The organism is Veillonella infantium (genome assembly GCF_002959895.1).
Lineage (GTDB): Bacteria > Bacillota > Negativicutes > Veillonellales > Veillonellaceae > Veillonella > Veillonella infantium.
In genome coordinates, this window is record NZ_PPDD01000009.1 from 126,513 (window position 1) to 141,785 (window position 15,273).

At 37.3% G+C, this 15,273-nt stretch carries 16 protein-coding genes; all 16 read left to right on the forward strand.

Annotated elements, in window-relative coordinates:
• Positions 1–10 precede the first annotated feature (10 nt).
• The 16 genes from rlmN to VCHSUH03_RS05720 all read left to right on the forward strand — a co-directional run bounded on the left by rlmN (position 11) and on the right by VCHSUH03_RS05720 (position 15,169).
• Positions 11–1,057 carry a dual-specificity RNA methyltransferase RlmN gene (gene rlmN / locus VCHSUH03_RS05645; protein WP_105094330.1) on the forward strand — a complete coding sequence of 349 codons (1,047 nt, stop codon included), beginning with the start codon at positions 11–13 and terminating at the stop codon, positions 1,055–1,057.
• Positions 1,050–1,751 carry a Stp1/IreP family PP2C-type Ser/Thr phosphatase gene (locus VCHSUH03_RS05650; RefSeq protein WP_105094331.1) on the forward strand — a complete coding sequence of 234 codons (702 nt, stop codon included), beginning with the start codon at positions 1,050–1,052 and terminating at the stop codon, positions 1,749–1,751. The genes rlmN and VCHSUH03_RS05650 overlap by 8 nt, the downstream gene beginning before the upstream one ends.
• A gap of 27 nt (positions 1,752–1,778) precedes the next feature.
• The gene (pknB, locus tag VCHSUH03_RS05655) at positions 1,779–3,704 is read left to right on the forward strand and encodes a Stk1 family PASTA domain-containing Ser/Thr kinase (RefSeq protein ID WP_105094400.1); all 1,926 of its coding nucleotides are present in this window, start codon (positions 1,779–1,781) and stop codon (positions 3,702–3,704) included.
• 7 nt (positions 3,705–3,711) lie between these two features.
• The gene (gene rsgA, locus VCHSUH03_RS05660; protein WP_105085565.1) at positions 3,712–4,575 is read left to right on the forward strand and encodes a ribosome small subunit-dependent GTPase A; all 864 of its coding nucleotides are present in this window, start codon (positions 3,712–3,714) and stop codon (positions 4,573–4,575) included.
• Position 4,576: 1 nt separating this feature from the next.
• The gene (gene rpe / locus VCHSUH03_RS05665) at positions 4,577–5,227 is read left to right on the forward strand and encodes a ribulose-phosphate 3-epimerase (protein ID WP_105094332.1); all 651 of its coding nucleotides are present in this window, start codon (positions 4,577–4,579) and stop codon (positions 5,225–5,227) included.
• Between the two features lie 249 nt (positions 5,228–5,476).
• The gene (rpsB, locus tag VCHSUH03_RS05670; RefSeq protein WP_060924643.1) at positions 5,477–6,190 is read left to right on the forward strand and encodes a 30S ribosomal protein S2; all 714 of its coding nucleotides are present in this window, start codon (positions 5,477–5,479) and stop codon (positions 6,188–6,190) included.
• Between the two features lie 112 nt (positions 6,191–6,302).
• Positions 6,303–6,986: a translation elongation factor Ts gene (tsf, locus tag VCHSUH03_RS05675; RefSeq protein WP_105094333.1), complete on the forward strand. Its 684-nt coding sequence runs from the start codon at positions 6,303–6,305 to the stop codon at positions 6,984–6,986.
• Positions 6,987–7,048: 62 nt separating this feature from the next.
• The gene (gene pyrH, locus VCHSUH03_RS05680; RefSeq protein ID WP_024066541.1) at positions 7,049–7,774 is read left to right on the forward strand and encodes a UMP kinase; all 726 of its coding nucleotides are present in this window, start codon (positions 7,049–7,051) and stop codon (positions 7,772–7,774) included.
• Positions 7,775–7,779: 5 nt separating this feature from the next.
• Positions 7,780–8,340, forward strand: coding sequence for a ribosome recycling factor (frr, locus tag VCHSUH03_RS05685; RefSeq protein WP_005386731.1), 561 nt, complete (start codon positions 7,780–7,782; stop codon positions 8,338–8,340).
• Positions 8,340–8,591: a hypothetical protein gene (locus VCHSUH03_RS05690; protein WP_105085568.1), complete on the forward strand. Its 252-nt coding sequence runs from the start codon at positions 8,340–8,342 to the stop codon at positions 8,589–8,591. The genes frr and VCHSUH03_RS05690 overlap by 1 nt, the downstream gene beginning before the upstream one ends.
• Positions 8,572–9,336: an isoprenyl transferase gene (locus VCHSUH03_RS05695; RefSeq protein ID WP_105094334.1), complete on the forward strand. Its 765-nt coding sequence runs from the start codon at positions 8,572–8,574 to the stop codon at positions 9,334–9,336. The genes VCHSUH03_RS05690 and VCHSUH03_RS05695 overlap by 20 nt, the downstream gene beginning before the upstream one ends.
• A gap of 3 nt (positions 9,337–9,339) precedes the next feature.
• A complete protein-coding gene (locus tag VCHSUH03_RS05700) occupies positions 9,340–10,164 on the forward strand; it encodes a phosphatidate cytidylyltransferase (RefSeq protein ID WP_105094335.1) in 825 nt (274 codons plus the stop codon).
• A gap of 18 nt (positions 10,165–10,182) precedes the next feature.
• On the forward strand, positions 10,183–11,328 hold the full coding sequence (locus VCHSUH03_RS05705) for a 1-deoxy-D-xylulose-5-phosphate reductoisomerase (RefSeq protein WP_105085571.1): 1,146 nt from the start codon (positions 10,183–10,185) through the stop codon (positions 11,326–11,328).
• Between the two features lie 8 nt (positions 11,329–11,336).
• Entirely contained in the window at positions 11,337–12,353 is a 1,017-nt protein-coding gene (gene rseP, locus VCHSUH03_RS05710) for an RIP metalloprotease RseP (RefSeq protein ID WP_060924640.1), read from the forward strand.
• Between the two features lie 18 nt (positions 12,354–12,371).
• Positions 12,372–13,457: a flavodoxin-dependent (E)-4-hydroxy-3-methylbut-2-enyl-diphosphate synthase gene (gene ispG / locus VCHSUH03_RS05715; protein ID WP_005386720.1), complete on the forward strand. Its 1,086-nt coding sequence runs from the start codon at positions 12,372–12,374 to the stop codon at positions 13,455–13,457.
• Positions 13,451–15,169: a proline--tRNA ligase gene (locus tag VCHSUH03_RS05720; RefSeq protein WP_105094336.1), complete on the forward strand. Its 1,719-nt coding sequence runs from the start codon at positions 13,451–13,453 to the stop codon at positions 15,167–15,169. Before ispG ends, VCHSUH03_RS05720 begins: the two co-directional genes overlap by 7 nt.
• Positions 15,170–15,273 lie beyond the last annotated feature (104 nt).

Sequence of the window (15,273 nt, forward strand, 5' to 3'; positions counted from 1 at the left end):
ATGGAGTACCATGATAGAATTATTGGGTAAGTCTTTAGAAGAGTTACAATCTATCTTTAAGACCCATAATATACAAAAGTTTCGAGCGAAACAGTTAATAGACTATATTTATCATAGATATATATTTGATTTTGAAGAGATGACGCAGTTTCCTAAAGAGTTGCGTCAATGGTTAAGTGATAACTGTGTTATTTCTTTACCAACATTAATTACTGAGTCTGTATCTCCAGATGGGAAGACTCGTAAAATCCTTGTTGAAATGATAGATCAAAGCCGGGTAGAAGCCGTTTTAATGGAGCAACACTATGGATACTCTGTATGTGTTTCTTCTCAAGTTGGCTGTGCCATGGGCTGTGTGTTCTGCGCCTCTACACAGGGTGGTTTATATCGTGATTTAACTGTGTCTGAAATCATTGGACAAGTCGTTATTTTCGGAGCTCTTACAAAAGAGCAAATCCACTCTGTTGTAGTTATGGGGGCAGGGGAACCATTGCAAAACTATGATAATGTTTTGCAGTCACTGCAACTATTACATGATCCTATGATTTGTAATATTAGTTATCGGAAGATGACTATTTCTACTTGTGGGTGGGTTCCAAACATCTATAAATTAGCTGATGAAGGATTACCTATAACTTTGGCACTCTCATTACACGCTACAAATAATGAAGTGCGTCGTAGTATTATGCCAGTTGGGGCTCGTTATGAATTGACGGAAGTCTTAGATGCGGTAAAATATTATTATGATACGACTCAACGTCGTATCACCTTTGAGTATATTCTTATAGATTCAGTAAATGCATCTATGGAGGAGGCTTATGCATTGGGGAAAATCTGTAAAGATTTCCCAAATTGCCATGTTAACTTAATACCTGTTAATGGCAATGAACATATAGAATTATATAAACCATCTATTACAAATATGAATACATTTAAAGACATCGTTGCTTCCTATGGCGTATCTGTAACGGTACGAAAAGAGATGGGCGATGCTATCCAAGCCGCATGTGGGCAATTAAAAGCAGCTCATGGTCGGAAAAAGGAGAATTATGAATAATTTTGTTGGTTTAAGTAAAATTGGACTTGTGCGTCAGCGCAATGAAGATCGATTTTTTATAGACGGTCCTATTTGTGCTGTCACTGATGGCATGGGTGGATATAGTGGCGGTGAAATCGCCAGTACCTATGCTGTTGATGAAATTAAAGAGTATTTGGCCTCCCTTGAAACAGTGGGGCAACAAGATTTATGTGATGCTATTATTCATGCCAATGAACGTATAGCCAATCGCGTAGCTCATGAAGAACGTCTTGCTGGTATGGGCACTACTGCTGTTGTTACGGCCGTTAATGGTGACCAATTATACTGGGCAAGTGTTGGTGATAGTCGTTTGTATGTATATAGAGATGGTCTTTTACGACAAATTACTACAGATCATTCTATGGTACAAGAATTATTAACTGCTGGAGAGATTACAAAGGATGAAATGCTAAATCACCCTCAACGAAACTTATTGACCCGTGCAGTTGGGGTTGATGATACTTTAGAGGTTGATAGTGGTGTAGAATCTATTCTTCCAGGTGATCGTATTTTACTTTGCACTGATGGACTATGTGGTTATGTATCAGATGATGTTATTGCTAGTGCATTACAATCTAATAATGATGATATGAAGGTTGTAGAATCATTGATGGAAACCGTATATGATGTCGGAGCAGGAGATAATGTGACCATTGTGGTGGGAACAATCTAATCTAGAAATGGAGAAATAATGAGTACTATGAATATAAAAGGTATACTTCTAGATAACCGCTACCGAATTGTTGATAAAATTGGCGTTGGCGGAATGGCTGACGTATACCTTGGGGAAGATACCTTACTAGGTAGACAAGTAGCAATTAAAGTATTGCATGCTAACTTTGCTAATGATGATGAGTTTGTTACGCGTTTTAAACGAGAAGCACAAGCGGCGGGCAAACTAAATCATCCTAATATTGTAAATATGTATGATGTAGGGTTTGATCAAGATTTACACTATATCATTATGGAATATGTAGATGGTGAAACATTAAAAGAGTATATAACGCGACATGGAAGACTATCCATAGACGAGGCGGTAAAATTCACTATTGCTATCGCAGAGGGGTTAGAACATGCGCATACGATGGGAATAGTGCATTGTGATATTAAACCTCATAATGTCATTATTACTCGTACGGGGCGTGTAAAAGTAACTGACTTTGGTATTGCTCGAGCTATGAATGCTACTAATACAGTTATGTACACGAATTCAATTTTAGGCTCTGCTCACTATTTATCACCTGAACAAGCCAGTGGGAAACCAGTAGATGGTAATACTGATATCTACTCTTTAGGCGTAGTTTTATATGAAATGCTTACAGGTAGAGTTCCTTTTGAAGGGGAGACTCCAATTGCAGTAGCATTAAAACATGTACGTGAAAAAGTAGCTCCTCCAACTCGATATAATCCTTCAATCCCACCGCTTTTAGAAGCTGTTGTAATGAAGGCATTATCTAAAAACCCTGCAGATCGTTTTGATTCTATTTCTGACATGATAAGTGATTTACGATTGTCTCAAGGCTTTACAATGGGTAAAACTCAACGTCATGAACCATATGATTTTGCAACCCAAATGATACCAGCTGTTGATCCTGAAGCACTTGAGGATTTCAGTGATATTCAAGAAGAGCAAAAAGATGAGGGTAAAAAGAAGAGTATGTTAAGTAAAATAGCATCTATCCCACAAAAATATATCGTCCTAGGGGCTGCCGTAATTTTTTTAGTAGCCTTCTTAGGTGCCTTTTTGAGTTATGGTAATTTCTGGAGTAACACAACTGTGGATGTACCTAATGTTGTGGGTAAACAAGTTTCTGTAGCTAAAAATATTTTAGAAGATAAACATTTGCGTGTTTCTACAAGCGAGGTTACTAATCCTGATGTACCAGCTGGTCAAGTTATTTCTCAAACACCAGGTGCAGGAGAGAAGGTTAAAGAACAACGTACAATTCACCTTGTTGTATCTAAAGGTGTTGGTGATATTACAGTACCGGATTTGTCTGGTTTAACAGTAGATCAAGCTCGACAACGACTTAAAGATGTTGGTTTAGTTGTTGGTAAAGTAACACAACAGTCTGTAGATAATAAACCTGATGGTGTTATCATAGCTCAAAGTCCATCTGGTGATTCTAAAGTTTCTAAAGGCACAACAATTGATCTCGTTGTAAATAAAGCAAAAGCTAAAAAGATTCAAATGCCAAATGTCATTGGTATGACTTTAAAAGATGCACGAGATACATTGAGTAATGCTCATCTTGGTGTTAATCAAGTCGCTGGTTCTGTAGAGGAAAAATCTATTGTAACAGAACAAAGCATAAAAGCTGGCGATGAAATTGATGAAGGTACTGCAGTAAATCTAACTACTGAATATAAAAATGATAAAAAGAAAGATGATAAAAAATCTGACAGTAGTAGTAATAAAACTACTGGTACGGTAGATATTACAGTTCCGGCAGGCTCTAAAAACCAAGAGCTAAAAATTGTCGTAAAAGATGATGACGGTTCTGCTGTTATCTACGATGATACAAATAAACCTGGCGATCGTATTGTTAAAAAAGTGTCTGGTGTAGGTAATGTTCGCATTGAGGTTTATCTCAATGGTGCATTAGTACAAGAAACAGCATTATAGGGGAATTATGATTACAGGTATTGTTGTCAAAAATATGAATGGTTACTTCTATGTACAAGACGATGCAAGTACTGTTCATGAATGTAAAGTTCGAGGTAGATTAAAGAAAGGTCGCTACAGTTTACTTGTCGGTGATCGTGTTACGATTTCTGAGGATGGATTCGTTGAGTCCATCCTCGATCGTCATAATTCCATGGTTAGACCTGCGGTAGCTAATATTGATCAAGTTGTATTGGTTGTAGCTGCTCATGAACCAGATATTAATGAGCTTTTACTAAATAAAATGCTTGTCATGATTGAACATGCAGATATCCCGATTGTATTATGTATTAACAAATGTGATTTGATGGATCCAGATACAGAAGCCATGGTAAAGCTTTATAAATCTATCGGCTATGAAGTATTGATGACATCTACATATAATATGACAGGTATTGATGAGTTACGTCATGTGTTAGAGCATAAGGTAACTGCCTTTGCAGGCCCTTCTGGTGTTGGTAAAAGTAGTCTATTAAATGCTGTTGATCCTAAGTTTGCATTCCAAACGGGTGAGGTTAGTGACAAAATAAAGCGCGGTAAACATACCACCCGTCATGCTTCTTTATATAGTTTGGATTCAGATTCTTTTATTATGGATACACCTGGATTTAGTGCGATTGAGTTTAACGATGTTTCATTAGAACGGTTACCTACGTTATTCCCTGAATTTAGTAATTATGTTGATACATGTAAATTTAATCCTTGTTATCATGAACATGAACCTATTTGTGGCATAAAAGATGCTTTAGATGCAGGCCATATTCATCAAGGACGATATGATGCATATATGTCTATACGTAATGACATAGAAAGTCAACGAAAGAGGTTTTAAAATGATTAAAATTGCACCATCTATGCTCTCTGCAAATTTTGCAACATTAAGCGAAGAAATAAAATCTATTGAATTAGCTGGAGCTGATTTATTGCATATTGATATTATGGATGGTCATTTTGTACCAAACCTAACATTTGGTGCACCTATCGTGAAAGCCATCCGTCCTTATACACAATTACCATTTGATGTTCACTTAATGGTTACAAATCCTGGTGACTATGTAGAAGAATTTGCAAAGATTGGTGTAGAGTATTTTACATTTCATCAAGAAACTGTGCCACATATGCATCGTTTAATCCAACATATTAAACAATGTGGCATGAAAGCAGGGGTTGCACTTAATCCAAGTACACCAGTGTCCTTGTTAGAGGATGTGGCTGCTGATCTAGACATGATTTTAATTATGTCTGTAAATCCTGGCTTTGGTGGGCAATCTTTTATTCCAAATGCTATTAAAAAAGTTAAGCAAGCTAAAATGCTACTAGAGGAAGTAGATAATACAACTGCAGTTATTGAAGTAGATGGTGGCATTAATGATATAACATGTGTCCCAATTAAAAGAGCAGGTGCTACTGTTTTAGTAGCAGGATCTGCTGTATTTGGCGCTGATGATCGAGCACATATGATTGAATCTATTCGCAATAATTAATATTTATATTAGTATCGGCGATATAGAATACAAGCTTTAATATAGTCTATTGACAATTAATTCATTAAATTAAAATAAGGAGTGATGGATTCTTAAAGAAATCCTCACTCCTTGCTTGCTTTTACAATAATTATTTGTTAAAATTATCAGGTATGAAAAATATGCACGTCGGTGGACTTCGGTACTGTGCCTAATTTTGGGTGACCCGAAGGATGAAGCGGCGGAGGTTAATTAACAGGAGGTGCCACAATGGCAGTTGTATCAATGAAACAATTATTAGAGGCTGGTGTACACTTTGGTCATCAGACTAGAAGATGGAACCCTAAAATGGCGAAATTCATCTTCACTGAACGCAATGGTATTTATATCATTGACTTGTCTAAAACAGTTAAAAAAGTAGAAGAAGCTTACTCTTTCTTACGCGAAGTTGCTTCCCAAGGCGAAGTAATCTTGTTCGTAGGTACTAAAAAACAAGCTCAAGAAGCTATTAAAGAAGAAGCTATCCGCGCTAACATGTTCTTCGTTAACGAACGTTGGTTGGGCGGTATGTTGACTAACTTCAAAACAATTGAAACTCGTATTAAACGTTTAAAACAATTGGAAGCTATGGCAGAAGATGGTACTTTCGAAGTATTGCCTAAAAAAGAAGTTATCGGTCTTCGTCATGAAATGGAAAAATTGGAAAAATACCTTGGCGGTATCAAAGATATGCCTAAAATGCCAGGTGCTCTTTTCGTAGTTGATCCTAAAAAAGAAAAAATCGCTATTGCAGAAGCTAAAAAATTGGGTATTCCAGTTGTTGCAACAGTTGACACTAACTGTGACCCAGATGAAGTTGAATTCCCAATCCCAGCAAATGATGACGCTATTCGTGCTGTAAAATTATTGGCTGGTAAAATGGCTGACGCTGTTCTTGAAGGTCGTCAAGGCGAATCCTTGGACGGTGCTGAAGCTGCGGAATAATTCTGCAAAGCTACTAAATCATTTCTGATTAGCATTTGAAAGATAAATCTATAACATATATAATTAGGGTAAGGACTATTTCCTTACCTTAATTAATACTAGGAGGAACAAAATAATGGCAATTACTGCTGCTTTGGTAAAAGAATTGCGCGACATGACTGGCGCAGGTATGATGGACGCTAAAAAAGCATTGGTTGAAACTGACGGTAATATCGAAAAAGCGGTTGACCTTCTTCGTGAAAAAGGTTTGGCTGCTGCTGCTAAAAAAGCAGGTCGTATCGCAGCTGAAGGTGTAGTACAATCTTACATCCATGCTGGTGGTCGTATTGGCGTATTGGTAGAAGTTAACTGCGAAACTGACTTCGTTGCTAAAACTGATGATTTCCAAAGCTTGGCACGCGATATCGCTATGCAAATCGCAGCTGTAAACCCTACATACTTGAACCGTGAAGAAGTTCCTGCTGAAGTAATCGAACACGAAAAACAAGTATTGTTGGAACAAGCTAAAGTAGAAGCTGAAGAAGACGTAAAAGCTGGCCGTAAACCAAAACCTGAAGCTGTTTTGGAAAAAATGGTTGCTGGTCGTATTGAAAAATTCTATAAAGAAAACTGCCTATTAGAACAAGTATTCATTAAAGATGGCGACAAAACAGTTACAGACATCATTAATGAAAATATTGCAAAAATCGGTGAAAACATCAACGTACGTCGTTTTGTTCGCTATGGTTTGGGCGAAGGCATTGAAAAACGCCAAGATGACTTCGTAGCTGAAGTAATGGCATCTGTTGGTAAATAATTAAGAAATAATAAGAGAACACCGTACAGTGTTCTCTTATTTTGCAATAGAGGAGTAAACACATGGCAAAGAGAAACTTTAGACGTATTGTTTTGAAGTTGAGTGGTGAAGCATTAGCGGGTGAACAAGGTTTTGGTATTAACCCTGATGTTGTTGAAGAATTTGCAAAAGAAATTGCTGCTTTAGCAAAATCCACTGATTTAGAAATCGCAATTGTTGTTGGTGGCGGTAACTTATGGAGAGGATTAGCTGGTAGTAACCAAGGTATGGATCGTGCTACAGCTGACTATATGGGTATGCTAGCAACAGTAATGAACTCCTTAGCATTGCAAGATGCATTAGAACAAGCAGGCGTAGATACTCGCGTTCAAACTGCTATCGAAATGCAAGAAATTGCAGAACCTTATATTCGTCGTCGTGCCATCCGTCATTTAGAGAAAAAACGTATCGTAATCTTCGGTGCTGGTCTTGGTAAACCATATTTCTCTACAGATACGACTGCTGCATTACGGGCTGCTGAAATTGAAGCAGATGCAATTCTGATGGCGAAGAAATTTGCTGACGGTGTATATGATTCTGATCCTAAAACGAATCCTAATGCCGTTAAATTTGATGAATTAACATATAATGATATCATTACAAAAGAATTAAAGGTTATGGATGCAACATCCACAACTTTATGTAAAGATAACAATATTCCTATTATCGTATTTAGCATGGACATTCCGGGTAACATTACAAAAGCCGCTAAAGGTGAAGAGATTGGTACCATTGTTCGAGGAGAATAATTCAAATGGAAATTAAAGAATTGTTACAACAAGCAGAAGAACGCATGAATAAGTCTATTGAGGCTTTAAAACATGAATTCGCATCTATTCGTACAGGCCGTGCTAGTGTAGCATTGCTTGATAAAGTAATGGTTGATTATTATGGTAGCCCTTCTCCAATTAACCAAGTTGCGAATATTTCTGTACCTGAGCCTCGCATGATTGTAATTGCACCTTGGGATAAAACTATGATTGGTGCCATTGAAAAGGCAATTTTACAATCCGATCTTGGTTTAAACCCAGGTAATGATGGTGCTCAAATTCGTTTAACTATTCCTCAATTAACTGAGGAGCGCCGTAAAGAAATCGTTAAAGTTGTTCATAAAAAAGCTGAAGATGCTAAAGTTGCAGTACGTAACATTCGTCGTGATGTAAATGATGCATTAAAAAAAGAAGAAAAAGCTAAAACAATTACTGAAGATGATGCTAAAGACGGTTTAGATCAAATCCAAAAACTTACAGATGCTAAAATTAAGCAGATTGATGAGTTAAAAGCAGTAAAAGAAAAGGACGTATTAGAAGTATAATGTTAGATTCTAATAGCCTTATTGGAATGCCATGGCAGCTTGCAAAGTCTCGTTTGCAGGCTGCCCATATTCCTTTTAAGGTAATGATTGGGGGATCCTTTAATCGCTTTTTTGATATTGCCGATAAGGGACTTTATGTAGCACGTATTACCAAGGTTGATGAGTGTTTACATATACTAGTGTATAGACCAATGATTGCCAGCGACTTCGGAAATTCTATCGAGGTAGACTATGCTAAAGAAATTATTTAACCGTAAACCATCTGATACGCCTGATATTGATAGTAATGCAATACCAAAACACGTTGCTATTATTATGGATGGCAATGGTCGTTGGGCTAAACGAAGAGGGATGCCACGATCTATGGGGCATCGTGCAGGAGCCGACGTATTAAAGCAGATTGTTATTGCTGCAAATGAGATTGGAATTAGAGCTCTTACGGTATATGGTTTCTCCACAGAGAACTGGAAGCGTCCTGAACAGGAAGTTTCTTTACTTATGGCTCTCATAAAAGAATACTTAAACAATAATGTTAAGTATATGCATGAACATAATGTACGCATTCGCTTTATTGGATATATTAGTGCTCTTTCTGATGAGCTTCAAAAGATTATTCGCGATGCAGAATTATTAACTCAGAATAATACAGGCCTTACCTTACAGTTAGCTATAAACTATGGTGGGCGTGATGAAATAGTAAGAACTATCCGCAACATTACAAACTCTGTTGCAGATGGAACTATAACTACAGACGATATTACAGAAGACTATGTTAGCTCCCAACTTTTCACGAAGGAGTTTAGTGATGTAGACTTATTAATTCGTCCAAGTAGTGATTTTAGAATTAGTAACTTTTTATTGTGGCAGCTAGCTTATGCTGAATTCTGGTTTACTGATTTACATTGGCCGGATTTCACTAAAGAAACATTATTGGAAGCTGTTGCAGCATATCAAAAACGAGAACGCCGATTTGGTGGCTTACGTGATGAGGAATAAAAAATGTTAAAAACACGTGTTATAACCGCTGTTATAGGTTTTATTATTGCCTTAGGGGCCATTACATTAGGCGGATCTGTGTATGATGTTCTTATTACATTATTAGCTCTATTGGGATGGCGTGAGTTTGTTTTACTAGGTAAAGCTAAACATGTGCGAATGTCCATTTTATGGGGTTATATTAGTATTTTATTATTGATGATTGCCTTTGCATGTCATCAGTATATTTTAGCAATTGCTATAGTAGTATTGAGTTTATCAGCTAATTATATGTTATGTACATTTGGTGAAAATAAATACTCTTTAGCTAGCGTTTCTTTTAGTGTATTTGGTTTATTATATGTTGGTATTGGCATGATTTCTTTGCTCATGATTCGTCATGACTCTATTTACATGTCTTTATCAATGCCCTTTGAATTATATAATTGGGGAACAATTACTCTTTGGCTAGTATTGTTTACCACATGGGCTAGTGATACTTTTGCGTACTTTGCGGGTCGTGCCTTTGGTAAACATAAAATTGTTCCATCCATTAGTCCTAATAAAACATTAGAAGGTTTTATTGGTGGCTTTATTGGCTGTATTATTACAGGTGCTGTATTTTCGTATATCGTGGGTATTCCATGGTGGATGGGTATTCATGTTGGTATGATTAGCGGTATACTTGCACCATTAGGTGATTTATTTGAATCAAAGATTAAACGATTATGTAATGTGAAAGATTCTGGTACCTTATTACCAGGTCATGGCGGTGTATTAGATCGGTTTGATAGCTTATTATTTACGGCACCTATTACATTGATTTATATATTACTATTCTCGTTCTAATCTAATAGAGGTAAGCTTATGAAATACCTAAGTATTATTGGCAGTACTGGCTCAATCGGTACACAGACACTAGATGTGGTGTCTCAACATCCAGATCAATTCAAGGTGGTTGCCCTAGTGGCACATCATAATATTGACCTCTTAGAAAAACAAATTAAAGAATATCAGCCATTAGTAGCCGGTCTAGTTGATGAAAGTGCTTTTAAAGAGCTACAAGGACGCTATACAGGTCCTACAAAACTTGTGGGCGGTAAGGAAGCACTCATAGCTGCTGCTACGATTCAAGAAGCGACTATGGTTGTAACTGCTATTGTTGGTGCTGCAGGTATTGAACCTACTGTAGAGGCTATAAAGAAACGTAAGACTATAGGTCTAGCTAATAAGGAAACATTAGTTGCTGGTGGACCATTGATTACATCTTTGGCTAAGGAGTATGGCGTACAAATTCTACCTATTGATAGTGAACATAGCGCAATATTCCAGTGTTTAGAAGGTCAAAATCGCGAGAATGTTGATTCCTTAATTGTTACCGCTTCTGGTGGTCCTTTACGCACTTGGGATTCTGATAAAATTCAAACTGCCACAGCTGCTGATTGCCTACGTCATCCAACTTGGAATATGGGTAACAAGATTACGATTGACTCTGCATCTCTATTTAATAAAGGGTTAGAAGTAATTGAAGCTCATTGGCTATTTGGTTTTGATTTTGATCATATTGACGTAGTGGTACATCCACAAAGCATTGTTCATTCAATGATACGAATGAAAGATGGGGCCATCTTAGCACAAATGGGGAATCCCGATATGAGGGAGCCTATTCAGTATGCTTTGACATATCCTAAACGTGAAACTTTACATATGAATCACCTAGATTTTTCAAAGGCTTTACAATTAGAATTCTTGCCACCTCGATATGATGATTTCCCGGCTCTTCGTCTTGCTTATGAAGTGGGCCGATCAAGCGGTTTTAAACCAGCTGTGTTTAATGCTGCAAATGAAACTGCAGTTTATGCATTTTTAGATGATAAAATCGCCTTTGGTGATATTTATAAAGTCGTCACATCAGTCCTTGAATCTATGGGACCTGAAGATGACTTTACATTAGACAATTTATTGGCCATCGATAGATGGGCTCGAGAAAAGGCCACATCATTGATGGTATAGGAGTATATATGACAACGGCATTAGCCACAATATTTGTATTTGGTTTAATCGTGTTTATTCATGAATTAGGCCATTTCATTACAGCAAAAATGTCAGGTATGCAAGTAGACGAATTTGCCATTGGTTTTGGACCTGCCATATTCAAGGTTCAAAGAGGGGAAACTTTATACTCGATTCGTATCATTCCTCTTGGTGGATTTAATCGTATTGCAGGTATGACACCTGACGAGCCTCTTAATGAGCGTTCATTTTATACTAAACCTGCATGGAAGAAATTTATTGTTATTTCTGCAGGTGCTGTATTTAATTTTTTATTGGCCATAGTTTTATTCTTTGGTCTCAATGCAACAGTAGGTAATCTCACGTATACAAATGATCCTGTTATTGGTAATATCATCCCAGGTAGCGCTGCTGAACAGGCACATTTACAATCTAACGATAGAATTCTTACCATCGATGGTAAAAAAATCTCTACATGGGATGAAATCCGTCCTAGCCTACAAGGTACTGCCAATCATGGTGTTACTGTTGTAGTAGATAGAGAAGGGGAAACTGTAGAAACTACAGTGATTCCAAAAATGGAACAGGATAGTCCTAAAATTGGTATTTATCCTAGTTATACTCGAGAAACTTATAGTATTGGAGAATCTTTTAGTTTAGCCGTTACTCGCACAGGTCAAACAATTGTTGCTATGTTAAGTGGCTTATATGATATGATTCGAGGCACACAGGCAGCAGAGCTATCTGGCCCTGTAGGGATTTCACAAATGGCTGGTACTATTGCACAATCTGGCTTTGCGCCACTATTAAGTTTTGCAGCATTTTTAAGTATTAACTTAGGGGTTATTAATCTTTTGCCATTACCTGTATTAGATGGTGGTCATTTAATTATTATTTTGGCTGAAGCTATCACAGGTCGTAAGTTACCTGCTAAGGCACTTATGTATATTCAAATGGTTGGTGTTGCTTTGATGGTAGCATTATTCTTATATGTAACAACTCAGGATATATTCCGATTACTATAAGATAGATGGGAGATTACAATGATTGTACGTAAACCAACAAATGGTATCTATGTAGGTACAGTTAAAATAGGTGATTATGCACCGGTAAGCATTCAATCTATGATTACCACTGATCCGGTTCACACGGAAAAGGCTATTGCTGAAATAAATCGCTTAGCTGAGGCTGGTTGTGAATTAGTACGTGTTGCAGTACCTACAATGGCATCTGCAAAAGCTTTAAAAGCAGTTCGTGCTGGTATCGATATTCCTTTAATTGCTGATATTCATTTCGACTATAAATTAGCTTTAGAAGCTATTGAGAATAATGTAGATGGATTGCGTATTAACCCAGGAAATATTGGGGGCGAAGATAAGGTATTAGCTGTTATTGAAAAAGCTAAACCTAAACAAATTCCAATTCGTATAGGTGTCAATGCTGGTTCTTTACCTAAGCATATCCTCGATGCTCATGGCGGTCATCCTACAGCAGATGGTATGGTAGAGACTGCATTAGAACATGTGCGAATTCTCGAAAAGCTCGACTATCGCCAAATGAAATTATCCATTAAAGCAACGGAAGTTCCTTTAATGGTAGAAGCCTATCGTAAGTTATCCGATAAGATTCCTTATCCTTTACATTTAGGTGTTACTGAGGCTGGGACGATAAAACAAGGTACCATTAAGTCTGCTATGGGCATTGGTGCTTTATTATTAGACGGTATTGGTGATACATTACGGGTATCTTTAACGGGTGACCCAATACATGAAATAGAAGTAGGCCGAAGTATTTTAAGTAACTTGGGATTACGCAACTTTGGTGCTACAATGATTTCCTGCCCTACATGTGGCCGATGCCAAGTTAATCTGTTTGACATGGCGGGAATTGTAGAGGAGCGCTTAGCATCTATTAAAGCTCCGATTAAAGTTGCTGTTATGGGATGTGTTGTAAATGGGCCCGGTGAGGCTCGTGAAGCTGATTTTGGTATTGCTGGTGGTAATGGTCAAGGTATTGTTTTCCGAAAGGGTGAAGTTATCAAGACTGTACCAGAAGCTGAATTAGTAGATACATTATTTAGAGAAATTGATCAATATTTAGAAAGCTTAAATGAGGAGTCTTTATGTTAGCCACTAAATTATATGCACCTACATTGCGTGAGGTTCCATCTGACGCTGATGTAGTTAGCCAACAGCTTATGCTTCGCGCAGGTTTTATGCGCAAAACTGCAAATGGTTTATATAGCTTTTTGCCATTGGGGTGGAGAAGTATCAAAAAAATTGAAGCCATTGTACGTGAAGAAATGGATCGTGCTAGTGCTCAAGAAATCATGATGCCTATCTTACAACCTGCAGAAATTTGGAAAGAGTCTGGCCGTTGGAACGCATATGGCGCAGAAATGATGCGTATTAATGATCGTCATGATAATGAATTCTGCTTGGGGCCAACTCATGAAGAGATGATTACAACTCTTGTAAAAAATGAGATTAACTCCTATCGTCAATTACCAGTAAATTTATATCAAATCCAAAGTAAATTCCGTGATGAACGTCGTCCACGTTATGGTTTGATGCGTAGTCGCGAATTTATTATGAAAGATGCATATTCTTTTGATGTAGATGAAGCTGGTTTAGACGAATCTTATAAATCTATGTATGATGCATATACACGTATTTTTACGCGTTGTGGGCTTACATTCCGTCCTGTAGAAGCTGATAGTGGTGCCATCGGTGGTAGTGGAACACATGAATTTATGGCAATTGCTGAAGCTGGTGAAGCTGATATTGTATATTGCACAAAATGTGACTATGCTGCAAACATTGAAATTGGTAAACCTGGTATTATGAAACAGGAAGAAGAAGCACTACAAGAGTTATCCGTTGTGGACACTCCAAATGCAAGTACTATTGAAGCTGTGGCGGAAATGTTGAACTTACCACTACATAAAACTATTAAAGCTGTAGTTTTCTCCATTGATGGTAAAGTGGTATTAGCAATTGTTCGTGGTGATCATGAAGTCAATGAAGTGGCAGTACAACATGCAGTTTTGGGTTCTGTAGAACCTGAAATGGCTACACCTGAAGAATTAGAAAAAGTTGGCTTAACAGCTGGCTTCATTAGTCCAGTAGGATTAAAACAAACAGAGGAGTTTGCTATTGTTGTGGATGAATCTGTTATGGAATCTTACAATGTTTGTGGCGGTGCCAATAAAAAAGATGCGCACTATGTTAATATCAACCCTAAACGTGACTTTAATGTAGAAGATATTATTGTTGCACCAATTCGTTTAATTACAGATGACGATGTTTGCCCAACTTGTGGTGGTGCATTAGAACATGCTAAAGGTATTGAAGTTGGTCAAGTATTTAAATTAGGCACAAAATATTCTGAAGCATTACAAGCGACATTCTTAGACCAAAACGGTCGTCCTAATCCAATGATTATGGGCTGTTATGGCATTGGTGTATCTCGTACATTAGCTGCAGCTATTGAGCAATACCACGATGAAAATGGTATTATTTGGCCTCGTTCTATTGCACCATTTGAAGCTGTTATCGTACCGATTAATGCTAAAGACGAAGCGTTGATGTCTACAAGTCAAACCATTTATACTGCATTACAAACTGCAGGTGTAGATGTGTTACTTGATGACCGCAAAGATCGCGCTGGTGTAAAATTTAAGGATGCTGATTTAATTGGTTATCCACTTCGTATTACAGTAAGTAAAAATACACTTGAAAATAATGAAGTAGAAATTCAAATTCGTAAGTCTGGAGAAGCCATTACATGTGCTATTGATTCTGTAGCAACTAAGGTTACTGAATTGCTTCAAGATTTATAATTAAATTGCGATTCTAGTGAATACTCATTAGGGTCGCAATTTTTCTTTCTAAACTTGAATTAATAGACTAAATCGGTCATAATTAAAAGATAGGATATTTGTAA